Origin of the sequence: Achromobacter deleyi, from assembly GCF_013116765.2 — a bacterium.
GTDB lineage: Bacteria > Pseudomonadota > Gammaproteobacteria > Burkholderiales > Burkholderiaceae_B > Achromobacter > Achromobacter deleyi_A.
This window is the reverse complement of record NZ_CP074375.1, coordinates 6,445,731-6,470,756: the sequence shown is the minus strand read 5'-3', so window position 1 is coordinate 6,470,756 and position 25,026 is coordinate 6,445,731. Positions and strand designations below refer to the sequence as shown.

Here is a 25,026-nt window from a genome sequence, read left to right as displayed (position 1 = left end):
AGTCTTTCCGGCGCTGCGGGGCGCCGATGGCGACTCGGCGTATAGCCGGCCGAAAGGAGGGGAAGGCGAGGTGCAGCTCTGCGAGGACATGATGGGCTCCTTTGGTTCATCCGTTTTGGTAAGAGTATTCGCCCAATCACTGCCTGAAAATCGAATTGTTTTCGCCGAATTGGTCAGCTACGATGACCATTTGGAATCAACACCGGATATTCCCATGCGATTACCGCTCAACACCCTCCCCGCGTTCCGAGTGGTTGCCGAATTGCAGAACCTGCGTGCCGCAGCTGAACGTCTGCACCTGACGCACAGCGCGGTCAGCCAGCAGATCAAGGTGCTGGAGGAGCAAGTGGGTTTTCCGCTGTTTGAGCGCAGCGGGAGAGGGATCGTCCTGAATAGCGCCGGCGCGGCCCTGCTATGCAGCGTGCAGGGAGCGATGGCGCTACTGGACGAGGGGCTGCTGGCGGCCTCCGCGGCCGCCACGGGTAGCGAGCAGCGCCTGCGCGTGTCGGTATTGCCGTCCTTCGCGCAGCGGTGGTTGCTGCCCCGCATGTCCCGCTGGCGTGCCCGGCATCCTGATCTGGCGCTGGAGATCGAAACCTCGCAACAGGTGGTGGACCTGCTGCGGGATGGTTTTCATGCCGCGCTGCGTTTTGGCCGCGGGCCATGGGCCGGCGTAGAGTCGGAGCCGCTGTTCGACGTGCCACTGCCGCTCATTGCGCTGGCGTCGCCCGAGACGGCGGCCGCCCTTGCCGACAATTCGCCGGAAACGCTGTCTCGCCAGCCTTTGCTGGGCGAACGGGAGGTGTGGCAACACTGGTTCAATGCGGCCGGACTGCGCACGCCGGTCACACCCGTGGCGTCTTTCAATGATGCCGGGATGATGTTGCAGGCGGCTGAACAGGGGCTGGGCATCACCCTGGGACGCGAACTGCTGGCGGCGGACGCGATTTGCGCGGGACGTTTGGTGCAGGTGTCGCCCGTGAGCGTGCACTATGAACAGGCGCAGACTTATCACCTGGTCTACCGGCCCAGCCTGCGGGATTGGGCCCCGCTGGTCGCGTTGAAGCAATGGCTGCGCGATGAACTGGAGATGTCGCGCCGCAACCTGGTCACGCCGGACCCCGACAACACGGACAAGGCGTAGAGGCGGAAAGCCCGCCGTGGCGACCGCCGCCACGGCGGCGGTCAGCTATTGGAACGGGCTCAAGCCGCCTTGCGCGCGGATGCGGCGGCCGGCCGCATGGAATCCGTTTCATTGAAGCGCTGATGCCAGGAAAACGCCTCTTCGAGCAGATGGGGCGTCTGGCCGCCGCGTTCGCACGCCCGGTCGAAATAGTCCTGCAAGGCGTCGCGATACGAGGGATGCACGCAATTCTGGATGACGGCGCGCGCACGCTCGCGCGGAGCCAGGCCGCGCAGGTCCGCCAGGCCGCATTCGGTGACCAGGACGTCCACGTCGTGTTCCGTGTGATCCACATGAGACACCATCGGCACCACGCTGGAAATATCGCCGTTCTTCGCCATGGATTTGGACACGAAGATCGCCAGGTGGGCGTTGCGAGCGAAATCGCCGGATCCGCCAATGCCGTTCATCATGTGCGTACCGCCCACGTGCGTCGAGTTCACGTTGCCATAGATGTCAAATTCCAGGGCGGTATTGATCGCGATGATGCCCAGGCGGCGAACGATCTCGGGCGCGTTGCTGATCTCTTGCGGACGCAGCACGATGCGCTCGCGGTAGTGCTCCATGTTGGCCAGGATCTTTTCGTACACGGGCTTGGACACCGTGATGGACGAGGCCGACGCGAACGCGAGCTTGCCCTGGTCCAGCAACTCGATCGCGCTGTCCTGCAGCACCTCGGAGTACATGGTCAGGTTCTCGAAGTCCGACGATTCAAAACCGTGCAGCACTGCGTTGGCAATGGTGCCGATGCCGGCCTGCAGGGGCAGCAGGCCATTCGTCAGCCGGCCCGCATCCACTTCGCCGCGCAGGAAATCATTGATGTGCCCGGCGATGGCGTTGGTCTCGTCGTCCGGCGGCAAGGCGTTGGACGGGCTGTCGGGCTCCTGCGTGATGACGATGGCGGCAATCTTGCCGGGGTCCACCTCGATGAAGGGCTGGCCGATGCGCTGGTCCACCGACACCAGGCCGATCGGCTGGCGCGACGGGCGGTCGCCCGGAACATAGATGTCGTGCAGGCCTTCAATGGCGGCGGGCACGCTCATGTTCAGCTCGATGATGATCTGGTCGGCCTGTTGCGCGAATGAAGCGGAGTTGCCCACCGACATCGTCGGCACAATGGCGCCGGTTTCGGTAATGGCGGCGGCCTCGATGATGGCCACGTTGATCGGACCGATATGCCCGGCCCGCAACTGCTCGACGGTCTCGGACAAATGCTGGTCGATGAAGGCGATCTCGCCCTGGTTGATCTTGCGGCGCAGGGTCGTGTCCACCTGGAACGGCATGCGACGTGCCAAGGCGTTGGCCTGCGCCAGCATCTTGTCGGTGTCGTGGCCCAGCGATGCGCCGGTGATCAGCGTAATGGAGAGGGGCTCGCGCTCGGCGCGGGCGGCCAACGCCGCCGGCACGGACTTACAGTCCCCGGCCCGGGTGAAACCGCTCATTCCGACGGTCATGCCGTCCTGAACCAGCAAAGCCGCCTGATCGGCGGAAGTGATCTTGGCGCGCAGCCCAGGATGGCGGATACGGTCGAGATGCATGGTGTCTCCAAATTTAAGGGCCTACGGCTTGCGGCCGGGCGCGGCGGTGCCGCCTTCAGCGCCCAGGCACCGTCTGACGCGGCGTTTCCCGAGGTCCCACTGCCGGCTCCAGCCAGCCTTGGGACGAATTTTCGGCAGTATAGGAAGGCCAGCTGAAATCTCGTAATGACTTAAAATCATCCAAATAAGTCGTTTTTTTCATAGTTTGAATATTCTGCGCGCAACGCGCGAAGGGGCCGGGCAGCCATGGACGTGCGCGCATTGCGGTATTTCGTGGAAACGGTCAGGCACGCCAGCTTCACACAGGCGGCCAAGACCCTGTTCGTCACGCAGTCCACCGTCAGCAAGATGATTCGCCAGCTGGAAGAGGAAGCGGGCACGCCGCTGCTGATCCGCGATGGCCATACCGCCCGCCCCACCGATACCGGACGGGTCATGTACCAGCGAGGCCTGCAGGTGCTGGAGACCATGCGGCAGCTTTCGGAAGACCTGCGCCAGACCGCCGAGCTGGACCGCGGGACGCTGGAAGTCGGCATTCCACCCATGATCAACCTGCTGTTCACCCCCGTGGTGAAGCGCTTTCGCGAACTGCATCCCGGCATCCACCTGACCCTGCGCGAAGGCACGGGCCAGGCCGTGGAGGGGCTGGTCGCCAGCGGCGAACTGGAGGTCGGCGCCACCATCCTGCCCATCGCCCCCGACGGCGGACTCGCCGCGCAGGCGTTCGGCAGCTATCCCATCTGGGTGATCGGGCCGCCCGATGCGCCCTGGGCCGGAAAAACCTCGCTGCCGCTGAGCGCGCTGCGCGACGCCCGGCTGCTCATACCCACCGATGACTTCGCGGTGACACGCCGTTTGCGCCAGGCCTTCGCCGACGCGGGCTTTCAGCCCGGCATTGCGGCGCAAAGCGCGCATTGGGACTTCCTGGTGGCGATGGCCTCGGCCGGCCTGGGCGTGGCCCTGCTGCCCGAGCCACTGATGCTGCGCATGAAGACCCGTGGCCTGAGCACGGCGAAATTGGCGAAATCCGGCATGCAATGGGAGGTGGGCCACATCTGGCTGCAATCGGGGTATCTGTCCTTTGCCGCCCGCGCGTGGCTGGACGTGTGCGACAGCGTGCTCGGCAAGCCCAAGAAGCGGGCGCCGCGCGGGCCGGACCGCCTGGCGAGTTGAATCCAAACGTTGGCCTCGTAAACTTGGGTTGCGGGCAGCGGCGCCTTCAGCCGGACGCAGGCGTCCGAGATTGAGTCCGGCCCTGTTTTTATCGCCCCGCTTACCCTGCCCTACCCGGAAAAAAGAAGCTCCTTAAAACAGGGACGCAACATCAGTTTTTGTTGCAACGGAAGGGACGGCGGCTTGTTATGCTGCCGCCTCGACGCGAGTGACTCGCCCAAGAACATGAATCTGACAACGAACCCTTTGCTTTCACGCGCCCGCCGCGTCCGCGCCCCCAACTTCGTGGCGCTGCTCGCGGCATTGCTGCTGGCGTTCTGTCTGATGCCCGCCTTCGCGGCGCCGCCCGCTCCGCCCCCCGACGTTGACACGGTATTGGCGGCCGCACGCAAGCAGATCGACGACATCCGCAAGCGGATCGCCGACGAGACGGATGACGCCACGCTGGTCAAGCAGCGCAGTGACGCGCTGGACATCCAGTCCAGGGCCGACGCGGCAACCGAGGCCCTGACCCCCCAATTGGCCAGCGTCACGGCCAGGCTGAGCGAACTGGGCACGCCCCCCGACGGGGCCAAGGAAGCGCCGGATGTGGCGGCGCAACGCGCCCAGCTGGAGAAGAACAGCCGCGCACTGGACGCGCAGATCAAGCTGGCAAGACTGCTGTCCGTGCACGCCGGGCAGACGGCGGAGCGAGTCTCGGCACAACGGCGCACGCAATTCCAGGCGCGCCTGGGCGAACGGCGGGATTCCTTCCTGTCCGGTCAGTTCTGGACCGAATTCCGCGAAGAGTTCCCGCGCGACCTGCAGCGCCTTGAAGATCTGCGCGACGACTTATCGACGGCCGTTGGACAAACGCCGAAATGGGGCTGGCTGCTGCTGGCCGCCGCGGCCGCCCTGGCCATCGCGCTGCGCGTCTGGGTCGGGCGGTACCTGCTGCAGCTGACGGCCACGCGCGTGCCGCCAGGCCGGCTGCGTCGTTCGTTCCTGGCCGTCACGCTGGTGATCCTGGCGGTGGCAACGCCCGGCGTGATCGCGCTGTTGATCCAAGCCGGGCTGGACTGGAAATCGCAACTATCGGACAGCACCTCGTCGCTGCTCACGAACCTGGTGGCGACGGTCTGTTTCGGAGGCTATGTCTCCGGGCTGGGCTATGCATTGCTGTCCACGAACCGCCCGTCGTGGCGCCTTCCACCGGTGAGCGACATCGTGGCGAACCGGCTGCGCTGGCTGCCCGGCGTGCTCGGGGTGCTGGTGGTGATGATCTGGCTGGCCGAGCGGCTGCCGGTTCTGCTCAACGCCAGCCTGACGACGACGATCACATTGACGGGCATCGTCGCCGTGCTGACCATGGCCATGCTGGGCGCCGTGCTGGCCATCAGCCGCAGGTTGCGCCGGCAGGCCCTGCAGGAAAGCGAAACGCCCATCCCGCTCTGGGTATCCCTGCTGGTGGCCGCCGTCTGGACCGTGCTGATCGTCAGCCTTGCCAGCCTGCTTGCCGGCTACGTGGCGTTTGGCAGTTTCCTGGTCAAGCAGGTGCTGTGGGTGCTGATCGTGCTGGCCTCGGCCTATCTGGCCTCCACCCTGATCGAAGACGGGTTCAGCACCTTGCTGGGCACGTCCCACCGCGAAGGCGACGGCGATGGGCCCAGCATACGCGACCAGGCCGCGGTGCTGCTGTCTGGCATGGGCCGCGTGGCGATCGCACTGCTTGCGATCATTCTCCTGCTGGCCCCCTTCGGCGAGGCGCCGATGGACCTGCTGCAGCGCTTTGACCAGTTGCGCAAGGGACTGGCCATCGGCGAGGCGCAGATCAGGCCCGGCGCCGTGCTGCAGGCGCTGGTGGTGCTGGCCGTGTCGCTGCTGAGCGTGAAGATGCTCAAGCGCTGGCTGTCCAACCGCTACCTGCCCACCACCGAGCTGGACCCGGGCATGCAGCTGTCGGCAGCCACCCTGTTTGGCTACGGGGGCTTCGTGGTTGCGGTTGCGCTCTCGCTGTCCGCCGCCGGAATCGGACTGGAACGGGTGGCGTGGATCGCCAGTGCGCTGTCGGTGGGTATCGGTTTTGGCCTGCAGGCGGTGGTGCAGAACTTCGTGTCGGGCCTCATCCTGCTGGCCGAACGTCCGGTCAAGGTGGGCGACTGGGTGTCTCTGGGCGGCGTCGAAGGCGACATCCTGCGCATCAACGTGCGCGCGACCGAGATTCAGATGGGCGATCGCTCCACCGTAATTGTTCCGAACTCGGAATTCGTGACGAAGACGGTCCGCAACGTCACGCGCTCGAACCCGCTGGGCCTGGTGCAGATCAAGCTGCCCATGCCGCTGTCGACCGACGCCGAGCAGGTGCGTGAACTGATGCTGCAGGCCTTCGCGGACCATGAAGATGTGCTCGACTCGCCCGAACCCAACGTTTTTCTGGACGGCATCGATGCCGGCCATCTGATTTTCAACGCCAAGGGCTATGTGTCCTCGCCCCGCGCGGCGTATGGGGTGCGCAGCGCCCTGCTGTTCACGGTGCTCAAGCGCCTGCACGACGCCGGACTGGAGGTGTCGTCCCCGCCCACGATGCTGCTGGCCTCGGCGCCGGAACCCACGCAGGCGGCAGCGCCCGTCGCGGTCCCGCCGCCCGCCACGTCCTAGGGCCGGCCTTCCCTTCGCCTCAACCAGGCGAGTACAGGTCGGCGAACTGCTGCCGCTCCATCCGCGGATTGCGCAGCGGCGGCGCAGCCAGCGCGGCGCTCCGGGCCGACTGCACCGGATATCCCTGCACGACCGGCGCCTGGGGTGGCGCGGGCGTGGTGCGCACCGTCTGCACGGGCGTCGGCGGCGCGACCTGGGCAACCGCCGCCCCGTCAAAGCGATGGTCGGCCGTCGTCAAGGCCGGGTTGGTGCATAGCCCCTGCGCCACCAGCGCCGCCTTGGTGCGGTCGTCGGTCTGGCACAGGATATCGATGGCCGCGGTCTCAAGGCGGCGGGAGCGGTCGGCGTCCTTGGTGGACGCCGCCGCCTGCATCGTGCGTTCGAAGTTGCGGCGCAGGCTGCACTTCTGATCCTCGATCGGAATCGCGACATTCATTCCGAACCCCACCACGGAGCCGCCGCCGCCCGCGGACACCATGCAGCTGTCCGAAGAGAATGAACCATAGAAGCTTTGCCCGCCCACCGGCGGCGCGCTGCGCAAGGTGCTGGACCCGCTGTTGTTGGAATTCAGCGTGATGCCCTGGTTGTTGCCCGCATTGGTCGACCCGGAAGACGCCGACGTCGAGGAATTGGAGGTGCTGGTCTGCGCCCCGGCCGAAAACGCCGCGAGCGACAGGGAAATGGCAAGAACAATGGTCTTCATGATGTCCCCTCGCCCGGACGGCCGAAGCCGTCCGGATAATTGGGTCAGCGATTGAACCCAACGACATGACCCACCGAGCCAATGCCGTGTATCGACCCGAACCCGCCTACGTTCGCTGCGTGGAAAGTTCCGGTGGCCGACGCGCTCGTTTCGGTCTGGCCAAACGTCGCGCCGCCGTTGGCGATGCTGTCTCCCACCATGATCGGCGCATTGCCCGAGACATGGCCATAGGACTCGCTGTTGGCGTACTGACGCGTGCTGGTGACGACTTGCGTGCCGTCGTGGCTGAAAGTGCCGCCGACTTCCGCGATGCCGCCCGTGCTGCCGAACGACGTCTGGCTGGAGGAGCCATAGCCGTTTATCTGGGTGGCCACCACCGAGCTGCCCGTGGAGATGGATGACGCGGTGCCGTTGATGGTGCCGGCGTGGCCGGTGATCGAGCCGCCGACCTGACCGGGGCCTGTGGCGTAGGCCGATGCGGCGAACAATGACAACGCCGCTACTGCTGTGAGCTTTTTCATTTGAGCTCCTCCTGATCCGTTTGCGCGGATGCATACATGCCGGAAACCGACCGGCGCGGACCGTTACTTCCCGTGGACAGCATCCCGGCTAGGGATAGGAGCGTGGGACTTTCGTATTGGTACGGAATGATTGCGCCGTCCTAGGCAGGTCGGTATCGGTTAAACGGACGACCGGGTCTTTGTGGATGATGATCCGGCGTCATGCAAAGACCGGAATAGGCGGACGGGAGGACTTGCGCCCATGCGTATGGACGATGAGAAAAGCGCGGCCTTCGGAGCCCGCGCGAAAGAACTCAACTCTAAGGATGGGATGGCGCGCGTTCAGCTCACGCAAGATCCCTAGCGCGCACGCCGGTGCCCGTAGCGCCGATGGCCTTTCGGTTCATGGGCGGCAAAAGCCCGGACTCAGGCGTTCAACCCCTGGCCTGCGCGAGATTGCAGAGCTGCGCTGACTCCTTGCGGGCCAGCAGCAGGTCGGCCGCCACCAGAATCAGCAGGAATCCGCATTCCGCCAGGTCCAGATCCGCCAGCACGTGGTAGCTGGCAAGCAGCGCGATTCCGATGACGCCAGCCAGGTAGCCGGGCCAGGCGGACGGCAGGTCCCGCCCGCTGGCCGTGCAGGGTCGGGCAAGGCACAGCCAGGCCATGAGCGGCAGGCTGAGCATGGACAGCGGAATATAGATGGCGATCGCCGACAGCAGCACGGCGACGCCGAATTGCGTATGCAGAGACAAGGCCATCAGAGCAATGGCGCCGACCCCGGCGTACCAAAGCAGGCGGACGGCAATGAGACGAGTCAAGATGACGGCTCGGTGATTCATCGAACAGGCTGAGAATGGAATTTTCCGCCATACTACTCCGGCCGGTCGACCCCTACCCGACCCCAATTTATTTGGAGACTCAGCCATGATTCAGGAGATTGCCAGCATCCATGTCCGCGAAGGACAGGAAGCGCTGTTCGAGGCAGGCGTTGCCCAAGCGAAACCGCTGTTCTTGCGCGCCCGCGGATGCCATGCCATGGAGCTGTACCGCAGCATCGAGCAGCCGCAGCGCTATACGCTGGTGGTGGACTGGGAAACCGTGGAAAACCACATGGTTGATTTTCGCGAATCCCCCGACTTCCAGGAATGGCGCAAACTCGTGGCGGGCTTCTTTGTTGAGCCGCCCCAGGTGCATCACGAACAAAAAGTGATCTGAGGCCTAGCCTTCCGGCGGATCATCGTACTTGCGCGCACTGCTGCGAAAACGATCCGCCGGATACTTCCGCGCATTCTTCACCATCTTGGCGGAAACGGCTCCGGCAATATCGACGCCAAGCCGATCCGCCAGGGCGACCAGATACATCTGCACGTCCGCGATCTCATCGGCTGCGTCCGCCAGCCGCTCGGCGGACAGATTGCTGGACTGATCCTCGCTCAGCCACTGGAACAGGGACACCAGTTCGCCGGCTTCGCCGGCCAGGGCCATCGCCAGGTTCTTGGGCGAATGAAACTGCTCCCACTCGCGTTCCGCCGTGAACTGGCGCACGGCGAGTTTGATCTGTTCCAGGTCGGACATCGAGGCTCCCAGAAATGCGGCGCGCTAACGCCGCGTCATGCCGCGGCCAGGCGCGAACTCGCCGCCAGCGCCACGGCGACCGTGGTCCGCACGTCGGCCAGGGCCCGGTGGGTCGGCTGCGACGCCCCCACATGGCGCGCCAGGATATCCAGCTTGTGCGACGGCAATTCCGGCCAGGCGCGCCGCGCCAGCGCCAGGGTGCAATGGGTGGCGTTGGCAAACGGCAGGCCGGTCTGATCCGCCGCCGCATTGAGAAAGCGCCGGTCGAAAGAGGCGTTGTGGAAAAACACGGGCAGGTCCTCCACGAACGCCAGGAACGAGGAAAACGCCTGCACGACCGGCACGCCATGGCGATCGACCTCTGCCTGCGTGATGCCGGTAAGCCGCGAGATGAACGGCGGCACCGGTCCGCAGGTGCGCACGACCTGCGTGTACTCCCTTTCCAGCTCGCCGGCCGCGCCTACCCTCACCGCCGCGAATTCCAGGATCTCGCAGCTGGCGGTGGACAGGCCGGTGGTTTCCAGGTCGGCCACGATGAAGGGGCCGCGCAACGCCTGCAGCGCCTCCGACAAGGCGGCCTGGGCGCGCGCCGCCGGGCGGGCGGGGGCAGCCCCGCTGACGCGCGGGCGCCGATGGAAGAATGTCACGGCGCTACTCCGCCGCGTGCAGGGGCGCGAAGCGGGGCGAACCGTCGGCGAGCTGTCCGAAGAACAGCGCCGCCGGGCGCACCCACAGGCCGCGCGGGTGAGGCCAGAGGTGTTCATACACCACCATGGACTCCTCCGTTTCGGAGTGGCGGGCAGTTCCCACGTAAAGGTAGAGGCCACCCTTGTAGTGGCGGTGCGAGGCAAGAGCCAGGGCTTCGGTTTCGGTCATGGATGGTTGCCGCAAATGGCGCGGCCCGGGCGGAAAGACTCCCGCCCGGGACCAGGGGTTCAGACAATTCCGTCTTTATAGCGCACTACGGCCGGCGCCTGCGCACGGGCCGCCCTTTGCCCCGCTTTCAGCGCCGTGCGTATTCCAGCACCGGTTTGGGCGTATTGGCGGCCGGTCTGGCGCGCACGGCGGGCGCCATGGGCCTGCCCGTCGCCGCGGGCCGCAGCGTCTCGGCCGCCGCGGTCATCTGGGTGATGTCTTGCGTGACGTCGCCCAGTTTGCTCGACTGCGCCAGGGATACCTCCACGACTTCGGCCATGATTTCGGTTACGCGCCGCGACGACGCCACGATGTCTTCCATCGTTGTCCCGGCGGACTGGACCTGGGTCGCCCCGTTCTCGATCTGTTCGACCGAGTTTGTGATGAGACCCTTGATTTCCTTGGCGGCGGCGGCGCTGTTCTGCGCGAGGCTGCGGACCTCGGCCGCCACGACGGCGAAACCCTTGCCGTGCGCACCGGCACGGGCTGCCTCGACCGCGGCGTTGAGCGCGAGGATATTGGTCTGGAACGCGATGCCGTCCATCACTCCGATGATCTCGGAAATGCGGCGCGAGCTTTCCGTGATGGCGCTCATGGTCCGGACCACGTCCTGCACCGTCCTGCCGCCCTGCTCCGCGATACTGCTCGCATCCCGCGCCAGGGTGTTGGCCTGACCGGCCCGTTCGGCATTTTCGGTCAGGCCCTGCACGGCCACGCGCAGCGTCTGGGCGGCGGTGAAGCGCCTGGTGATGTCGGTGGCGTACTTTACGACCTTGAACGGCCGGCCCTCGGCATCGAAGATCGGGTTGTAGCTGGCCTCGATCCAGACCTGGCGGCCGCCCTTGCCCAGACGCAGATACTGGCCGGTGTCGTGCTCGCCGTTGCGCAGCTTGCGCCAGAACTCCTTGTACGCTGCGCCGCGAACCTCGTCGGGCGGCACGAACATGCTGTGGTGGCGGCCCAGCACTTCGTCGGCGCGATAGCCGACGGCGTTCAGGAACAGCTCGTTGGCGCTTCTGATGGTGCCGTCGAGTTCGAACTCGATAATGGCCTGCACCTTGGAAATCGCCGCCAATTGGCCTTCGGAATCCGCCTGGCGATGCTGCTGCCCCGTGATGTCAGTCGCGTACTTGATCACCTTGAACGGCCGTCCGCGCTTGTCGAAGATGGGGTTGTAGGAGGCTTGCAGCCAGACATCCGCGCCATCTTTCCGGATCCGGCGATAGCGGCCGGAGTCATGCGCGCCCTGCCCCAGCCTTTGCCAGAACGCCGCATAGGCGGCGGACTCGCGCTCGTCTGGGTCGATGAACATGCGGTGATGCCGGCCTTGGATTTCCTCCAGGCAATAGCCCATGGTGCCGAGGAAATTCTGATTGGCCATCAATACATGACCGTGGAGATCGAACTCGATGACCGCCTGGGACTTGTGGATGGCCGCAATTTGACCGTGCATATCGGCCAGCCGCAAGGCGCGGTCGCCACTGAACAGACGACCGAGGGTGAACCAAGGCATGATGGCCTCCTGCCAAAGATTGGGATGAGACTGCCGACCGCATCAACCTTGTATCAAGTCGAAACCATTTAATCCTAAAAATGAAAACGGCTCAATTTTTTCCTGATGCTCGGCCGAAAAAAACAGGCTCGTCGCCGCTATGCACACTAGGGTAAATCCGGGGCTAGGCAGCATCCAATTCGCGGTACTGGCGGAAAACACCCTCCCCGAACGGCAGGCGCCTGCCGCTTGCGAAGTAGGCCTGCAGCGCCGGCAGCGCCGTCACGCGTTCATGCAGCGCAAACACGTTCGGATAATGTGCCGCGATCGTGCCCATGCGCTTGGGAAACGCATAAAGCAGGCCATCGACCAGGTGAAACAAAGACAGGTCCACATAGGTCCAGTCCTTGCCGCCGGCCAGCCAGCGGTCGGGCCCGCCCAGCACCCGTTCAAAATAGTCCAGGAACTTCGGAATGCGTTCCTCGCGGAAGACGCGCGCGCGGCGCGCGGCCTCTTCCATCTGGTCTTCGTAGTATTCGCTGGCGGAAATGGGGTGATGCGTGTCGTGCGCCTCGGCCACCATGTCCGCAATGGTGAGCTGCAGCTGGTTCACCCACAAGCGGCCTTCCAGCGAATCCGGCGCCAATCCGTGCTTTTCCCCAAGGTACAGCAGGATATTGGCCGTTTGCCCCAGCGTCATTTTTCCCGCCACCAGATAGGGCGGAGCGAAAGGCGGATGCTTGCGCGCCGACTGCATGTCCTCGATCAGCGTGGTTTCATCGGTGCCGGGTTCGCGCGCCCGTTCCCGATACGGAATACCGCCCGCTTCCAGCGCCAGGCGCACGAACTCCCCGCGCCCGGGAATGCCGTTCCAATACCAAAGGTCGTAGGTCATGGGGTCTCCTTCCCGTTTGCGAAGGCTGGCCCTGTGCGACGCTTCCCTTGACGCGACAGGCCCTAGACAGAAAATACGCTGACGTCGCCTTCCTGCTCCACGGCCTGCTGGCCATGAGCCTGTTGATACTGCCGGGGGGATAGTCCGAAATGTGCCCGGAAATCCCGCGAAAAATGCGCCCCGTCCGCAAAGCCGCAGTCCAGCGCAATCTGCGTGATGCTGCAGGGGTTGTTCAACAGCAGCCAACTGCCGTATTCCAGCCGCAACTGGCGCTGAAACGTCATGGGCGACATGCCGGTGGCAAGCCGGAAGGCCCGTTCCAGCTGCCTGCGCCCCACGCCCACGTAACGCGCGATGGCATCGAGCGGCGGCGGATTGTCGATGCGTTGCTCGATGAAGTGCGCGGCCTGCCGGACACGCAGGTCCTGGATGCCGGACAGGTCGGTGCGGAAATGCGCCTGCGGCACCCGGCCCGGGCGCACGCCCTGGAGCATCATGTGCCGCATGGCCTGTTGAGCCTTGTCGCGCCCGCAATGCCGGGCCACCAGATACAAACCCAGGTCGATCGCCGCGGTGGAACCCGCGCAGGAAATCAGATCGCCCTCGTCCACGAACAGGCGGTCGACCACGGCGCGGGTTTGCGGGAAGCGCTCGCGGAACGTGTCCAGCACATTCCAGTGCACGCAGACAGTGCGCGGCCCGACCACGCCCGCTTGCGCCAGCGCGAAGGTGCCCGTGCAGATGCCCAGCAGCCGCACGCGCTGCGCCGCGGCCCGGCGCAACCAATCGCGCAGCGGCTCCGGCATGCGGCCGTTGATGTAGTCATTGCCGCCGCACACCGCCACGTAATCGAACTGCGTGGGGTCATCGGGCAGGCTGTCGGCGACATCGATCGTCAGGCCCGCGCTGGAGCAGCGTGGCTTGCCGTCCCAGCTCATCACCCGCCATGCGGTATGGATCTGGCGGCTGCGTCCGCCATGGTCGCCGGCCAGGCGCAATACGTCCACCAGACCGGCGAAGGCCGCCAGGGTGAACTGGTCCAGCAGCACGATGCCGACGGTCAGTGCGGGTTTTCCCCGAGGCAGGCTGTCACCGTCGTCCTCATAGGAGAGGGGCGGGAATTCGGCGGGCGGCACGGTGTTCATGACGCAATTATTCAAGTTTTTGTCCCGCGCCTTCAAGCTCGTTTTCCCGGGGATCGCCCAAGATGCAGATGTGTACCGGCTTGCGGCGCCCATTCGGGGCCGACTAGCCCGGGCCGACAAATCGACAAGGGGAATCCGACATGGCAACACTGACACGCAGCGCCCTGAGCGCCGCCTTGCTGGGAGCCGGACTGCTGCTGTCCGTCCAGGCGCAGGCGCAGCAACAGAAGATCACCGTCGCCTGGTACGGCGGCAACTGGGGCGACGCCTTCCGCGCCTGCGTCGCCGAGCCCTACACCAAGGCCACCGGCGTGGCCGTGGTGCCGGAAGTCGGCACGTCCACCACCACGCTGGCCAAGCTCCAGCAGCAGAAGAACGCCCCCACCATCGACGTGGCATGGATGGACGGCGGAATCAGCGAACTGGCCGCGCAGGCGGGCGTGCTGGACAGGCTGGATCCGCAAGCCATTCCCAATCTGAAAAACGTCATCGACCAGGCCGTCTACAAGGACGGCGACTCGGCCTACGCGGTCAGCACCGGCTATTACTCGCTGGGCATCGCGTACAACACCAAGGAAGTGAAGCAGGCGCCCACCAGCTGGAAGGACCTGTGGAAGCCGGAGTATGCGGGCGCGGTTGCCGTGCCGTCGCCGGCGAACTCCTCCGGAGTGCCGTTCGTGTTCTTCCTGGCGCGGGTCTGGGCCATCGACCCATCCAACCTGGCGCCGCTGTACGCCAGGCTGGCGGCCCTGGACACCGCGCTGTTCTTCGACAGTTCGGGCGCGGCCACCAATGCCTACCAGAGCGGCGAGGCCATCATCGGCGCGCACTTCAACGTGGGTGCGTGGGACTTGATCGACAAGGGGCTGCCCATCGGCTTCGCCGTGCCCAAGGAAGGCGCGTGGGCCACGGACGCCCGCCTGCATCTGGTCAAGAACGCGCCGAACAAGGCCGCCGCCCAGAAATTCATCGACACCGCGCTGACGCCCGACGCCGCCGCCTGCCTGGCCACGCGCCTGTATCTGGGCCCCGCGGTCAAGGATGTGCAGGTATCCAAGGAAGTCGCCCGCAAGCTGCCCTGGGGGGCCGACGGCTCGGTGAAGAGCCTGAGCCTCTTCGACTGGAACCTCATCAACAGCCGCCGCGCCGAAGTCACCGACGCGTGGAACCGCCAGGTCGCCCGCAAGAACTAGACCGGGATCGAACATGTCCGCTTTGCTCACCATCGAAGCCGTGTCCATGCGTTTTGGCGCCTACCAGGCCCTGGACCGCATCGACCTGGATATCCGCCAGGGCGAGTTCGTTGCCCTGCTGGGCCCCAGCGGCTGCGGCAAGACGACCCTGCTGCGTTCGATCGCCGGATTCCTCAAGCCCGAGTCCGGCCGCATACTGATAGAGGGCCAGGACATCAGCCGCCTGCCCGCGCACCACCGGCCCTTGAACACCGTGTTCCAGAACTATGCGCTGTTCCCGCATATGAACGTGCTGGAGAACGTGGCGTATGGCCCGCGGCGCCAGGGCGCCTCGCGGGCCGACGCGGCCGCGCGCGCCCGCTCGGCGCTGGACATGGTGGGGCTGGCGGACTTCGGGCCGCGCTACCCGCGCGAGATGTCGGGCGGGCAGCAGCAGCGGGTGGCGCTGGCGCGCGCCATCGTGAACCAGCCCAAGCTGCTGTTGCTGGACGAGCCGCTGTCGGCACTGGACCTGAAACTGCGCAAGCGGATGCAACTGGAACTCAAGCATCTGCAAGCCAGGCTGGGCATCGCATTCATCTTCGTCACCCATGACCAGGAGGAAGCGATGACCATGGCCGACCGGGTGGTGGTCATGCATGCCGGCAAGATCGAACAGGTGGGCGCGGGAACGGACATCTACCGCCAGCCCGCCACGCGCTTCGTGGCGGAGTTCATCGGGGAAGCCAACTTCATGACGTTCAGCGCCCGGGACGAGGCGCTGCATCTGGATGCGCAGGGCCTGCGCGTCCCGTTCCAGGGAAGAAGCGCGCCGGCCCGCGGAATGGCCGTATTGCGGCCCGAGGATCTGCGCCTGGCGGACGGCGCCGCGAGCATCGCGCTGACTGGCGCGGTGACCGACGTGATCAACGTGGGCAGCCACAGCATGATCCACGTGGACATCGGCGGGCAGATCCTGGTGGCGCGCCACGGCGGCATCGCGCCGTCGGGGCTGTTCCCCGGCGCCACCGTCCGCCTGACGTTCGCGCCCGAACACCTGCACCTGATTGGTGAACAGTCATGAACGGCCGCGGGTGGCTCGCGCCCGGCCTGTTGCTGGCCGCCCCGGTGCTGTTCTTTGCGGCCTTCTTCCTGGCGCCCCTGGCGGTGGTGGCGCTGGCCAGCGTCACGGGCGGGCCCGACGGCCTGACCCTGACGACGCAGCAGTATGTGCGCGTGCTGGCCGACCAATATCACTGGGACGTGATCCTGGTGACATTCCGGCTGGCGTTCTTCACCACGATCGTCTGCGTGATCCTGGGCTATCCGCTGGCCTGGTACCTGGTGCGAGTCGTGCGCTGGCAGGCCTGGCGCCGGTTCTGCGTGATCCTGCTGGTGGTCCCGCTCTTTACCAGCAATATCGTCCGCGCCTTCGGCTGGATGGTGCTGCTGGGCCGCAACGGGCTGGTCAACCAGGCGCTGGTGGCCACGGGCGCGTCGGACCGTCCGGTGCGCTTCATCGGCACGGAACTGGGCATCCTGATCGGCATGGTCTATGTGCTGCTGCCCTTCGTGGTGCTGGCGGTGGGCAACGCGCTGGCCCGCGTGGACCCGGCGTGCGAGCAGGCGTCGGCCGACCTGGGCGCCGGCCCGGCGGCCACCTTTCTTCATGTCACCTGGCCGCTGACCCTGCCCGGCGTGGTCTCCGGCGCCATCATCGTCTTCACCCTGGCAGTCAGCGCCTACGTGACGCCGGCGCTGCTGTCGGGCGGCCGCATCTCGGTGCTGTCCATGCTGATCTTCCAGCAGTACAGCACGGTGTTCGACTTCCATTACGGCGGCGCGCTGAGCATGGTTCTGCTGGTGTTCACCCTGATCCTGGTTGCGCTGGCGAACCGCGCCGCCACCCTGCCTGGAGCCGCGCGATGATCGCCCGCCACCTGATCCGCCTGATTGCACTGGGCGTGCTGGCCTACCTGGCGCTGCCGCTCGTGGTGATCCTTGGCTCGTCGTTCACGGCCACACCGTACCTGGCGTTTCCGCCGCAGGGCTGGACGCTGGACTGGTACCGCACCCTGCTGATCGAGGCCGGCTATGTGGCGGCGTTCACGACCAGCACCGTGCTGGCGCTGGCGGCCACGATCGCGGCGGTGCTGCTGACCGTGCCGGCCGCCCTGGCGGTGGCGCGGTACGAATTCCCGGGCAAGGCGGCCCTGACCTCGGTGCTGATGTCGCCGCTGGTGCTGCCGCATATCGTGCTGGGCGCGGCGCTGCTGCAATACGGCGCGTACTTCGGCCTCACACGCAGCTTCCTGTCGTTGCTGATCGGGCACATCGTGATCATCGCGCCATTCGTGCTGCGGTCCACGCTGACCTTGCTGACGCCGGAGCAGCGGGCGCTGGAAGAAGCGTCGGCGGACCTGGGCGCCAATCCTTGGACCACATTCTTCCTGGTGGTGCTGCCGCAGATCCGGCCCGGCATCGTCACCGGCTCGATCTTCGCGTTCATCTCGTCCTGGATCAACGTGGAGCTGTCCATTTTCAACACCACGGCGGACCTGAACACCATCCCCGTGAAGCTCTTCAACTATGTGCAATACACGATAGATCCGACCATCGCAGCCGTATCGGGCGCCACGATCGTGGTTGCGGTGATCGCCATCGTCATCCTGGATTTGACCGTCGGGCTGGACATGCTGTCCGAACGCGGCAAATAGCCCTACTTATCTTCTCTCTTGTCTGGAGTCACAGTCATGCGCAAGCAAGACGCTTTCGATGTCATCTATACCCATACTGAAGGCGAGCCCCTGTGCATCGTGCATAGCGGCATCCCCTACCCGGCCGGATCCACCATTCTGGAGAAGCGGGCCTTCCTGGAGCAGAACTACGACTGGCTGCGCCGCGCGCTGATGCGCGAGCCGCGCGGCCACAAGGACATGTTCGGCGTGTTCCTCACACCGCCGTCCAGTCCCGAATACGATGCCGGCCTGATCTACATCGACGGCACCGAGTACTCGCACATGTGCGGCCACGGCACCATCGCGGTCAGCATGGCCATGGTGGCCAACGGGCTGGTGGCGCGCGGCACGGACGGCATCACCAAGATCCGCTTTGAAACCACTGCCGGCCTGGTCGTGTCCGAAGTGGCGTCCGAGGGCGACAACGTGCTGTGGACGCGCTTCGAGAACGTGCCGGCTTACGTGGCGGCGCAGGACATCCCGGTGGAATTGCCCGGCTATGGCAAGCTGTCGGCCGACATCGTGTGGGGCGGCAACTACTTCGGCATCGTGGACCTGTCCGGCTGCGATCTGCGGATCTCGCCCGACAACGGTACGGAGCTGTCCCGCATGGGCCTGATCGTTCGCGATCAGCTCAACGCGCGCCAGCGCATCCAGCACCCCACCGAGGCGCACATCAACAACCTGAACTTCATCACGTTCTGGCACCAGCCCACGATAGAGGGCGCGTTCTACAAGAACGTGCATGTGTTCAGCGCCGGACAGCTGGACCGCTCGCCCGGCGGCACCGGCACCAGCGCCATGATGGCCATGTTCGAGGCGCGCGGGAAGATGGGCCTGAACCAGCCCATCAAGTCCGAGGGCCTGCTGGGCAGCGGCGTGTTCGAGGGTTGCCTGCTGGGAGAAGTGGACCTGAACGGCACGCGCGCGGTGCGTCCCACGGTCAAGGGCACCGCCAGCATACTGGGCACCGCGCGCTGGGTCATCGACAAGAACGATCCGGTAGGCGCCGGCTTCCTGATCCGCTGAAGCCTGCAGGAAAAAGGCGCGCCGGGCCGCGGAACCTTGCGTGCCTTTCCTGGCGGGGCGGGTTTACTCCTGGGCGGCATCCTCCAGGATCATCTCCGCGCCGCGCTCGGCCACCATCATGACGGCGGCCTGGGTGTTGCCTGACACCATCTTCGGCATGACGGACGCGTCCACCACCCGCAGGCCGGACAGTCCGTTCACGCGCAGCCGCACATCGGTGACCGCGGCGGCGTCCGATCCCATGCGGCAGGTGCCGATGGGGTGGTAGATGGTCTGCCCGTTGCGCCGCGCGAATTCCAGCCATTCGTCATAGCTGTCCACGGCGGAGCCGGGACTGACCTCGGACTCCACATAGCGCTGCATGGCGGGTTGCCCCACGATGCGGCGCGCGGCCTGCATGCCGCCCACCAGGCTGTCCCGGTCCACTTGCGCGGACAGGAAATTCGGCCGAATGGAGGGCCCGGCCAGCGGGTCCGCCGATTTGATGTGGATGGACCCGACGGACTCGGGTCTCAGCTGCGCCACGCCTATCGTCATGCCGGGATGCCGGTCCAGGATGCGTTCGGCCGCATTGGCGTAACTGGCATGCACGAAGAAAAACTGCACGTCGGGCGTGGGCAGGTCCGGCACGCTCTTCACGAAGCCATGCACCAGCCCCGTGCCCAGCGTGAGGATGCCCTTGTGGCGCAGGTAGTAACGCGCCACCTGCCGGGCGAGCCGCCAGCCACGCGACATCTCGTTCAAGGTCACCGTGTCCTTCACGCGCCAGTTCATGCGCGTGGCGTAGTGGTCGATGTAGTTCTCGCCCACCTGCGGCTGCGCATGCACCAGCGCAATGCCATTGGACTGCAGCAAGGCCGGGTTGCCCACGCCGGACAGTTCCAGCAGCTGCGGCGACTGCACCGCCCCCATGCACAGCAGCGTTTCGCGCCGCGCGCGCACCGTGTGTTCCTGCCCGTTCTTGCGATAGGCCACGCCCACGCAGCGCTTGCCCTCGAACACCAGACGCGTCACGTGCGCGCCGCATTCCACGCTGAGGTTCTTGCGGCCGGCGGCGGGCTTCATATAGCCGTCCACCACGCTCCAGCGCCTGCCGCGGTGCTGCAGCACCTGGTAGTAACCCACGCCTTCCTGACTGCCGCTGTTGTAATCGGGATTGAAGGGCTGGCCGTCTTCCCGCGCCGCCTGCAGGAAAGCATCCGACACGGGAAAGCGCTCGGCCACTTCTTCCAGATGCATGGGCCCGTTCTTGCCGCGGCCTTCGCCGCCGGGCGCGTAGTTCTCTATCTTGCGGAAAACGCGCTCAGCCTCGCGCGAACCCCAGCCGGCCGCGCCGGCGGCCTCCCAGCCGTCGTAATCCTGCGGCTGGCCGCGCACATAGATCATGCCGTTGATCAGCGTTGATCCGCCCACGCCCTTGCCGCGCGGCACGGCGATGGTCCGGCCGTACACGTTGTCTTCCGGCTCTGTCGCAAAGCGCCAGTTGTAGTCCGGATTCACAAGCAGCTTGGAGAAGCCCGCGGGGATCGAGATCCACATGCTGCGGGCTTCCTGCCCGGCCTCCAGCATCAGCACGCGATACTTGCCGTCGGCACTGAGCCGGTTGGCCAATATGCAGCCTGCCGTGCCGCCGCCCGCGATGATGAAATCGTAGTCGCCCATCGTTATCCACCGAGTTCCGAGTATGACTGCATGGGCTTACCTGGCGGGCGCCACGCCCAGCATCTCCACCATCAGTTCAATCTGGCAGGCCAGCATCGGCGCGCCATAATGAACCTTGCAACCGCGCGCTTGCGCGGCCAGCAGCAGCGCCGTGTCCTTGGGCTGCATGATGACTTCGCACACCAGCTGGTCCGGCGTCAGTCGGCTCGCATCCAGCGGCAGCGGATCGCCTTCCTTCATGCCCAGCGAGGTGCCGTTGACGACCAGATCATGGCCTGACGGATCAGGCGTGCCCACCGCGATATGCGCAGCGGGATACAAAGACAGGATGCGGGCCTTCAGGTCCTCGGCCTTGGCCGGCGTGCGGTTGGCGATGGTCAGCCGCGAGACGCCCGCCTGCACCAGCGCGAAACCAATCGCGTTGGCCGCGCCGCCCGCTCCGGCAAGGTAGACGCTCTTGCCTTCCAGGGATACGCCGCAGCTTTGCAGGCCGCGCACGAAACCCTCGCCATCCAGCATGTGGGCCACCAGCCGTCCGTCGGACTCGCGGCGCAGCACGTTGGCCGCGCCGATCTTGCGCGCGACGGGCGTGGCCTCGTCGGCCAGTTCCAGGATGGCGGTCTTGTGCGGAACCGTGACGATTACGCCGCCCAGGTTCTCCAGGCGGCGCAGCCCTTCGACCACGGCGGCCAGATTGTCCGGCCGGGCATGAAACGGCACGCACACGCCATCGAATCCGATCTTGGCGAAGTGCTCGTTCATGCGCTGCGGCGTCTTCACGTGGTGGATCGGGTCGGCCAGGATGCCGAACAGGCGGGTGTTTCCGCTGATTTCCTTCATTGTCTTCTCCGGGGTCAGGTCTTGATGAGTTCGCGCGCGACTTCGCCGATGCCCGCGGCATCGAGCTTGTAGTGGGCGTACAAGGTGGTGGGCGGCGCGATCAGGCTGTATTCATCATAGATGCCGTGGCGGCGCAGGCGCGTGCCGGTGCCCGCGTCCGCCAGCACCTCGGCGACGGCCGAGCCCAGCCCCCCCAGCACATTGTGTTCTTCCACCGTCATCAGCAGGCGCGATTGGCCCGCGGCCGCCAGCACGGCTTCCCGGTCCAGCGGCTTGATGGTTGGCATGTCGATCACCCCCACGGACAGGCCTTCCTGCCGCAGCTCTCCGGCAGCAGCCAGCGCGGCATGCAATGTGATGCCGCAGGCGATGATGTTCAGGTCGCTGCCGGTCGAATGCACGATGGCGCGGCCGAATTCGAAAGGCGCGCCGTCTTCATAGACCTGTGGATCGCGGCCGCGCCCGATGCGGAAGTAAATGGGCTCGGGCCAGTTCACCGAGGCCTTGATGGCGGACGCCAGCTGCGGCCCGTCGGCGGGCGACACCACGGTCAGGCCGGCCAGGGCGCGCATGGTGGAGATGTCCTCGGTGGCGTGGTGCGAGGTGCCGTAAAAGCCCAGGCTGATGCCGGTATGGTGCCCGATCAGGCGGACGGGCAGCTTGGTGTAGGCCACGTCCATGCGGATCTGCTCGCAGCACAAGAGACCCAGGAAGGACGCGAAGGTGGCCACGAAGGGCATCATGCCCGTGGTGGCCAGGCCCGCCGCCGCGGACACCATGTTCTGCTCGGAGATGCCGAACTGCACATAGCGGTCGGGATAGGCTTGCGCAAAGCGGTTTAGGCCGTTGGAGTATTGCAGGTCGGCCGAGCCGGCGACGACCGGGTGGCCGGCTTGCGCCAGCTCGATCAGCGCGTCGGAAAGATAGGACAGCCCGGGGTTCACCGCATTGAGCGCGCGGTACTGCCAGGAGTCGGGAGAAAGTACTTGTGCCTGTGCCATTCAGATCTCGCGGGAGAGGATTTCGTCGACGGCGCTTTGCGCGTCTTGCGGCGCCAGATAGCCCAGGTGCCAGCCCGGCTCGGTTTCCATATAGGACACGCCCTTGCCCTTGATCGTCCTGGCGATCACGCACGCCGGCCTGGCGCGCGCGTCGTCGGCGCGCAGGCGGCGCAGCAAGGAGGTCAGCTCGGCCAGGTTGTGGCCGTCCACCTCATGCACTTCCCAGCCGAAGGCCAGCCATTTTTCCTTCAACGATTCCACGCCCATGACGTCGTCCACCTTGCCGTCGAGCTGGTAGCCGTTGCGGTCGATGATGGCCACCAGGCGCGACAGGCGGTTGTGCGCGGCGAACAGCGCCGCCTCCCATACCTGCCCTTCCTGCATCTCGCCGTCGCCCAGCATCACGAACACATTGAAGTCGCGCTGGTTCATGCGGCCGCCCACCGCCATGCCCACGCCGTTGGACAGCGCGTGGCCGATGGACCCGGAACTGAAGTCGATGCCCGGAACCTTGCTCATGTCGGGGTGGTCGCCCAGCGGGCTGCCCAGCCGGGTGTAGCCGTCAAGCAGTTCGCGGTCGATAAAGCCGTGGTCGGCCAGCACCGGGAACAGCCCCACGGCCGCATGGCCCTTGCCCATCAGGAACCGGTCGCGGTCGGGCCATTGCGGTTCGCCGGGACGCAGGCGCATCACGTCGTAGTACAGCGCGGCGAAGATCTCCGCGCACGAGAACACCGAACTGTAATGCCCGACCTTGGCGATCTCGATCAAACGGATTGTCTCCAGCCGGATGTGGCGGGCCTTGTCCCGCAGCATCGCGATTTCCCCTTCGGTGGGGGCATCCTGGTCCTTGCGCATCGCGCCTCCTTTTTTCGTTAGGATATATGATATATAATATACCCATTGCGCTTGAATTGGCTACGGCGGGCTAGAATTCATCCTGGATACACCGCTCCCTAAATACAGCAAGCCAGACACGTCATGCCCAGCCTCAAACCGGTAAAAAAAGAGAACCTCTCCGTCAGGGTCTACAACGAAATCCGCAACGCCCTGATCAACGGGCAGTACGAGCCCGGCGAGCGCCTGATCATTGGGGAACTGGCCCAGGAAATGGGCGTCTCCATCACGCCCGTGCGCGAGGCCATCTTCCGCCTCATCAGCGAGCAGGGGCTGGAAATGCAGGCGGCCACGGCGGTGTACGTGCCCTACGTCAATTCGGAAAAACTGCGTGAAATCCAGCAGATCCGCTTCCACCTGGAAGGCATGGGCGCCGCCGAGGCCGCCCAGAACATCACACGCAAGCAGCTGGACAACCTGATCGCCCTGCAGCGGGACTTCATTTCCTGCACGTCCACCGACCCGAAGCGCGCCAGCTACCTGAACCGCAAGTTCCACTTCGCCATCCTGGAAGCCAGCAACAAGCCCATCCTGCGCAGCACGGTGGAATCGTTCTGGGTCATCACGGGCCCCATTCTCAAGGTGTTCCACGTCAAGACGGCGGGGCTGGACTACTCCACGGACGAACATCGCCACGAGGCGGTCATCGAAGCCCTGGAAGCGCGCGACTCGGAAGCCGCCCGCAAGGCCATCCAGGCCGATCTGGTCTGGGGCGGGAAGATCATGATCGACTGGCTGGTCGAACGCGAAAAAGAACTCGACTACCGCCCCCCCGGGGCCCGCAAATAGGAAGACTTCATGCTGAAGATTTTTGGTGCTCCCAGCCGCTATATCCAGGGGGCTGGCGCCCTGGACACACTCGGCCAGTACGCAGCGCTGTTCGGCCGCCGCGCCGCGCTGGTCATCGACAGCTACGTCCATGGCGTGCTGGGACCAAGAATCGAAGCCTTGTGCGCCGCTCACGGCGTGGCGCTTGCACCCTTGATCGTCGAGGGCGACCTGACGCCGGAAGTCATCACTGACCTGCGCGCGCAAGCCGCGCTGCTGGACTCCGACATGGTGATCGCCGTGGGCGGCGGCAAGTCGCTGGACGCGGGCAAGGCGGTAGCCAGGTCCTCGCACTGCCACCTGATCACCGTGCCCACGGTGGCGTCCAACGATGCCCCCACCAGCAAGAATTACGTCCTGTACGACGCGCATCACAACCTCCTTGCGGTGGAACACATGCTGTTCAACCCCACGATCGTGCTGGTGGACACCGCCATCATCGCGACCGCCCCCGTGCACTTCTTCCGGGCCGGCCTGGGCGACGCCATTTCCAAGAAATTCGAAGCCGAGCAATGCCAGCGCAACGGCGGCAAGAATATGTATGACGCGGCGCCGCTGCTGAGCGCCCAGTTCATCGCCGACGGCTGCCTGCGCACCTTGCTGGCCGACGGCGCGGACGCCGTGGCCGCGGCCGGAACCGGCCAGCCCACGCCGGCATTTGAACGCGCGGTGGAAGCGATGATCCTCATGAGCGGTCTCGGTTTCGAAAGCGGCGGCCTGTCCATCGCCCATGCGCTGACGCGCGGGCTGCCCAAGATCAACGGCGTGGCCACGGCGCTGCATGGCCTGCAGGTCGCCGTGGGCCTGCTGGTGCAGCTCGACCTGGAGAACCGTGCCGACGGCATGCTGGCCGACCTGACACAGTGGTATGCCCAGGTGGGCCTGCCCACCACCTTGCGCGAACTGGGCGCGGCCGGCATGCCGTCCGACGCCGAGCTGTCGCTGGCCGCGGACCTTAGCCTGAAGGCGCGCCATGCCGCCAACTTTGATCGTGCGCTGGATGTGAACACACTGGCCGAGGCCCTGCGCCGCCGCGCCTGACGCGGATGCGGCCGGCTCTCCGCCGGCCGCGCCCGGCCGCCGGCGGCGGGCCGGCTTCC

The 25,026-nt window shown here is 65.7% G+C and carries 25 protein-coding genes; 11 read left to right on the top strand and 14 right to left on the bottom strand.

Annotated features, from left to right (window positions below; translation table 11 throughout):
- The first annotated feature begins 214 nt into the window (after positions 1 to 214).
- Positions 215 to 1,144 carry a LysR substrate-binding domain-containing protein gene (locus HLG70_RS29430; protein WP_171663149.1) on the top strand — a complete coding sequence of 310 codons (930 nt, stop codon included), beginning with the start codon at positions 215 to 217 and terminating at the stop codon, positions 1,142 to 1,144.
- A gap of 59 nt (positions 1,145 to 1,203) precedes the next feature.
- Here HLG70_RS29430 and HLG70_RS29425 read toward each other — a convergent pair whose 3' ends face one another.
- Complete coding sequence (locus HLG70_RS29425) at positions 1,204 to 2,721, bottom strand: acetyl-CoA hydrolase/transferase family protein (protein WP_171663148.1); 1,518 nt, start codon at positions 2,719 to 2,721, stop codon at positions 1,204 to 1,206.
- Between the two features lie 246 nt (positions 2,722 to 2,967).
- Here HLG70_RS29425 and HLG70_RS29420 point away from each other — a divergent pair, with 246 nt between their 5' ends.
- Both HLG70_RS29420 and HLG70_RS29415 read left to right on the top strand, forming a co-directional pair.
- Positions 2,968 to 3,894 (top strand): LysR family transcriptional regulator, encoded by a 927-nt coding sequence (locus HLG70_RS29420; protein WP_171663147.1) that lies wholly within the window; start codon positions 2,968 to 2,970, stop codon positions 3,892 to 3,894.
- A 225-nt stretch (positions 3,895 to 4,119) separates the two neighbouring features.
- Positions 4,120 to 6,531, top strand: coding sequence for a DUF3772 domain-containing protein (locus HLG70_RS29415; protein WP_171663146.1), 2,412 nt, complete (start codon positions 4,120 to 4,122; stop codon positions 6,529 to 6,531).
- A gap of 19 nt (positions 6,532 to 6,550) precedes the next feature.
- On the opposite strand, the gene HLG70_RS29410 is transcribed toward HLG70_RS29415, so the two are convergent.
- From HLG70_RS29410 to HLG70_RS29400, 3 genes are all read right to left on the bottom strand, one after another.
- Positions 6,551 to 7,234 carry a hypothetical protein gene (locus tag HLG70_RS29410; RefSeq protein WP_171663145.1) on the bottom strand — a complete coding sequence of 228 codons (684 nt, stop codon included), beginning with the start codon at positions 7,232 to 7,234 and terminating at the stop codon, positions 6,551 to 6,553.
- A gap of 44 nt (positions 7,235 to 7,278) precedes the next feature.
- A complete protein-coding gene (locus HLG70_RS29405; RefSeq protein WP_171663144.1) occupies positions 7,279 to 7,755 on the bottom strand; it encodes a hypothetical protein in 477 nt (158 codons plus the stop codon).
- Positions 7,756 to 8,168: 413 nt separating this feature from the next.
- Complete coding sequence (locus tag HLG70_RS29400; RefSeq protein WP_234103294.1) at positions 8,169 to 8,555, bottom strand: hypothetical protein; 387 nt, start codon at positions 8,553 to 8,555, stop codon at positions 8,169 to 8,171.
- Positions 8,556 to 8,661: 106 nt separating this feature from the next.
- Between HLG70_RS29400 and HLG70_RS29395 the strand changes: the two genes are divergently transcribed.
- Positions 8,662 to 8,952 carry an antibiotic biosynthesis monooxygenase family protein gene (locus tag HLG70_RS29395; protein ID WP_171663142.1) on the top strand — a complete coding sequence of 97 codons (291 nt, stop codon included), beginning with the start codon at positions 8,662 to 8,664 and terminating at the stop codon, positions 8,950 to 8,952.
- Between the two features lie 3 nt (positions 8,953 to 8,955).
- Here HLG70_RS29395 and HLG70_RS29390 read toward each other — a convergent pair whose 3' ends face one another.
- From HLG70_RS29390 to HLG70_RS29365, 6 genes are all read right to left on the bottom strand, one after another.
- A complete protein-coding gene (locus tag HLG70_RS29390) occupies positions 8,956 to 9,312 on the bottom strand; it encodes a nucleotide pyrophosphohydrolase (protein ID WP_171663141.1) in 357 nt (118 codons plus the stop codon).
- A 35-nt stretch (positions 9,313 to 9,347) separates the two neighbouring features.
- Positions 9,348 to 9,959: a 3'-5' exonuclease gene (locus HLG70_RS29385; protein ID WP_171663140.1), complete on the bottom strand. Its 612-nt coding sequence runs from the start codon at positions 9,957 to 9,959 to the stop codon at positions 9,348 to 9,350.
- 4 nt (positions 9,960 to 9,963) lie between these two features.
- Entirely contained in the window at positions 9,964 to 10,188 is a 225-nt protein-coding gene (locus HLG70_RS29380) for a DUF1653 domain-containing protein (protein ID WP_171663139.1), read from the bottom strand.
- Between the two features lie 127 nt (positions 10,189 to 10,315).
- Positions 10,316 to 11,740: a methyl-accepting chemotaxis protein gene (locus HLG70_RS29375; RefSeq protein ID WP_171663138.1), complete on the bottom strand. Its 1,425-nt coding sequence runs from the start codon at positions 11,738 to 11,740 to the stop codon at positions 10,316 to 10,318.
- A 163-nt stretch (positions 11,741 to 11,903) separates the two neighbouring features.
- Positions 11,904 to 12,614, bottom strand: a complete 711-nt coding sequence (locus HLG70_RS29370) for a glutathione S-transferase (protein WP_171663137.1) — start codon at positions 12,612 to 12,614, stop codon at positions 11,904 to 11,906.
- A gap of 62 nt (positions 12,615 to 12,676) precedes the next feature.
- Complete coding sequence (locus HLG70_RS29365; protein WP_171663136.1) at positions 12,677 to 13,759, bottom strand: GlxA family transcriptional regulator; 1,083 nt, start codon at positions 13,757 to 13,759, stop codon at positions 12,677 to 12,679.
- A gap of 140 nt (positions 13,760 to 13,899) precedes the next feature.
- Here HLG70_RS29365 and HLG70_RS29360 point away from each other — a divergent pair, with 140 nt between their 5' ends.
- From HLG70_RS29360 to HLG70_RS29340, 5 genes are read left to right on the top strand one after another with little or no spacing between them, the layout of a single operon-like run.
- A complete protein-coding gene (locus HLG70_RS29360) occupies positions 13,900 to 14,952 on the top strand; it encodes an ABC transporter substrate-binding protein (RefSeq protein WP_171663135.1) in 1,053 nt (350 codons plus the stop codon).
- 13 nt (positions 14,953 to 14,965) lie between these two features.
- Positions 14,966 to 16,015, top strand: coding sequence for an ABC transporter ATP-binding protein (locus HLG70_RS29355; protein WP_171663134.1), 1,050 nt, complete (start codon positions 14,966 to 14,968; stop codon positions 16,013 to 16,015).
- Entirely contained in the window at positions 16,012 to 16,860 is an 849-nt protein-coding gene (locus HLG70_RS29350) for an ABC transporter permease (protein WP_171663133.1), read from the top strand. The genes HLG70_RS29355 and HLG70_RS29350 overlap by 4 nt, the downstream gene beginning before the upstream one ends.
- The gene (locus HLG70_RS29345; RefSeq protein ID WP_171663132.1) at positions 16,857 to 17,648 is read left to right on the top strand and encodes an ABC transporter permease; all 792 of its coding nucleotides are present in this window, start codon (positions 16,857 to 16,859) and stop codon (positions 17,646 to 17,648) included. Before HLG70_RS29350 ends, HLG70_RS29345 begins: the two co-directional genes overlap by 4 nt.
- Positions 17,649 to 17,684: 36 nt before the next feature.
- A complete protein-coding gene (locus HLG70_RS29340) occupies positions 17,685 to 18,698 on the top strand; it encodes a proline racemase family protein (protein ID WP_171663131.1) in 1,014 nt (337 codons plus the stop codon).
- A gap of 63 nt (positions 18,699 to 18,761) precedes the next feature.
- On the opposite strand, the gene HLG70_RS29335 is transcribed toward HLG70_RS29340, so the two are convergent.
- The 4 genes from HLG70_RS29335 to HLG70_RS29320 are packed head-to-tail and all read right to left on the bottom strand — an operon-like array spanning position 18,762 to position 23,059.
- A complete protein-coding gene (locus tag HLG70_RS29335) occupies positions 18,762 to 20,360 on the bottom strand; it encodes a GMC family oxidoreductase (RefSeq protein ID WP_171663130.1) in 1,599 nt (532 codons plus the stop codon).
- Between the two features lie 36 nt (positions 20,361 to 20,396).
- On the bottom strand, positions 20,397 to 21,200 hold the full coding sequence (locus HLG70_RS29330; protein WP_171663129.1) for a shikimate dehydrogenase family protein: 804 nt from the start codon (positions 21,198 to 21,200) through the stop codon (positions 20,397 to 20,399).
- A 14-nt stretch (positions 21,201 to 21,214) separates the two neighbouring features.
- Positions 21,215 to 22,201 carry a transketolase family protein gene (locus HLG70_RS29325; protein ID WP_171663128.1) on the bottom strand — a complete coding sequence of 329 codons (987 nt, stop codon included), beginning with the start codon at positions 22,199 to 22,201 and terminating at the stop codon, positions 21,215 to 21,217.
- The gene (locus HLG70_RS29320) at positions 22,202 to 23,059 is read right to left on the bottom strand and encodes a transketolase (RefSeq protein WP_171663127.1); all 858 of its coding nucleotides are present in this window, start codon (positions 23,057 to 23,059) and stop codon (positions 22,202 to 22,204) included. It abuts the gene before it with no gap.
- A 123-nt stretch (positions 23,060 to 23,182) separates the two neighbouring features.
- Here HLG70_RS29320 and HLG70_RS29315 point away from each other — a divergent pair, with 123 nt between their 5' ends.
- Together HLG70_RS29315 and HLG70_RS29310 are read left to right on the top strand one after the other, a co-directional pair.
- Positions 23,183 to 23,887, top strand: coding sequence for a GntR family transcriptional regulator (locus HLG70_RS29315; protein ID WP_171663126.1), 705 nt, complete (start codon positions 23,183 to 23,185; stop codon positions 23,885 to 23,887).
- 9 nt (positions 23,888 to 23,896) lie between these two features.
- The gene (locus HLG70_RS29310; protein ID WP_171663125.1) at positions 23,897 to 24,967 is read left to right on the top strand and encodes a glycerol dehydrogenase; all 1,071 of its coding nucleotides are present in this window, start codon (positions 23,897 to 23,899) and stop codon (positions 24,965 to 24,967) included.
- Positions 24,968 to 25,026 lie beyond the last annotated feature (59 nt).

Coding starts and splice junctions, on each gene's coding strand:
- HLG70_RS29430 (WP_171663149.1), top strand. CDS start 215: ATGCGATTACCGCTCAACACCCTCCCCGCGTTCCGAGTGGTTGCCGAA.
- HLG70_RS29425 (WP_171663148.1), bottom strand. CDS start 2,721: ATGCATCTCGACCGTATCCGCCATCCTGGGCTGCGCGCCAAGATCACT.
- HLG70_RS29420 (WP_171663147.1), top strand. CDS start 2,968: ATGGACGTGCGCGCATTGCGGTATTTCGTGGAAACGGTCAGGCACGCC.
- HLG70_RS29415 (WP_171663146.1), top strand. CDS start 4,120: ATGAATCTGACAACGAACCCTTTGCTTTCACGCGCCCGCCGCGTCCGC.
- HLG70_RS29410 (WP_171663145.1), bottom strand. CDS start 7,234: ATGAAGACCATTGTTCTTGCCATTTCCCTGTCGCTCGCGGCGTTTTCG.
- HLG70_RS29405 (WP_171663144.1), bottom strand. CDS start 7,755: ATGAAAAAGCTCACAGCAGTAGCGGCGTTGTCATTGTTCGCCGCATCG.
- HLG70_RS29395 (WP_171663142.1), top strand. CDS start 8,662: ATGATTCAGGAGATTGCCAGCATCCATGTCCGCGAAGGACAGGAAGCG.
- HLG70_RS29390 (WP_171663141.1), bottom strand. CDS start 9,312: ATGTCCGACCTGGAACAGATCAAACTCGCCGTGCGCCAGTTCACGGCG.
- HLG70_RS29380 (WP_171663139.1), bottom strand. CDS start 10,188: ATGACCGAAACCGAAGCCCTGGCTCTTGCCTCGCACCGCCACTACAAG.
- HLG70_RS29375 (WP_171663138.1), bottom strand. CDS start 11,740: ATGCCTTGGTTCACCCTCGGTCGTCTGTTCAGTGGCGACCGCGCCTTG.
- HLG70_RS29370 (WP_171663137.1), bottom strand. CDS start 12,614: ATGACCTACGACCTTTGGTATTGGAACGGCATTCCCGGGCGCGGGGAG.
- HLG70_RS29365 (WP_171663136.1), bottom strand. CDS start 13,759: ATGAACACCGTGCCGCCCGCCGAATTCCCGCCCCTCTCCTATGAGGAC.
- HLG70_RS29360 (WP_171663135.1), top strand. CDS start 13,900: ATGGCAACACTGACACGCAGCGCCCTGAGCGCCGCCTTGCTGGGAGCC.
- HLG70_RS29355 (WP_171663134.1), top strand. CDS start 14,966: ATGTCCGCTTTGCTCACCATCGAAGCCGTGTCCATGCGTTTTGGCGCC.
- HLG70_RS29350 (WP_171663133.1), top strand. CDS start 16,012: ATGAACGGCCGCGGGTGGCTCGCGCCCGGCCTGTTGCTGGCCGCCCCG.
- HLG70_RS29345 (WP_171663132.1), top strand. CDS start 16,857: ATGATCGCCCGCCACCTGATCCGCCTGATTGCACTGGGCGTGCTGGCC.
- HLG70_RS29340 (WP_171663131.1), top strand. CDS start 17,685: ATGCGCAAGCAAGACGCTTTCGATGTCATCTATACCCATACTGAAGGC.
- HLG70_RS29335 (WP_171663130.1), bottom strand. CDS start 20,360: ATGGGCGACTACGATTTCATCATCGCGGGCGGCGGCACGGCAGGCTGC.
- HLG70_RS29330 (WP_171663129.1), bottom strand. CDS start 21,200: ATGAAGGAAATCAGCGGAAACACCCGCCTGTTCGGCATCCTGGCCGAC.
- HLG70_RS29325 (WP_171663128.1), bottom strand. CDS start 22,201: ATGGCACAGGCACAAGTACTTTCTCCCGACTCCTGGCAGTACCGCGCG.
- HLG70_RS29320 (WP_171663127.1), bottom strand. CDS start 23,059: ATGCGCAAGGACCAGGATGCCCCCACCGAAGGGGAAATCGCGATGCTG.
- HLG70_RS29315 (WP_171663126.1), top strand. CDS start 23,183: ATGCCCAGCCTCAAACCGGTAAAAAAAGAGAACCTCTCCGTCAGGGTC.
- HLG70_RS29310 (WP_171663125.1), top strand. CDS start 23,897: ATGCTGAAGATTTTTGGTGCTCCCAGCCGCTATATCCAGGGGGCTGGC.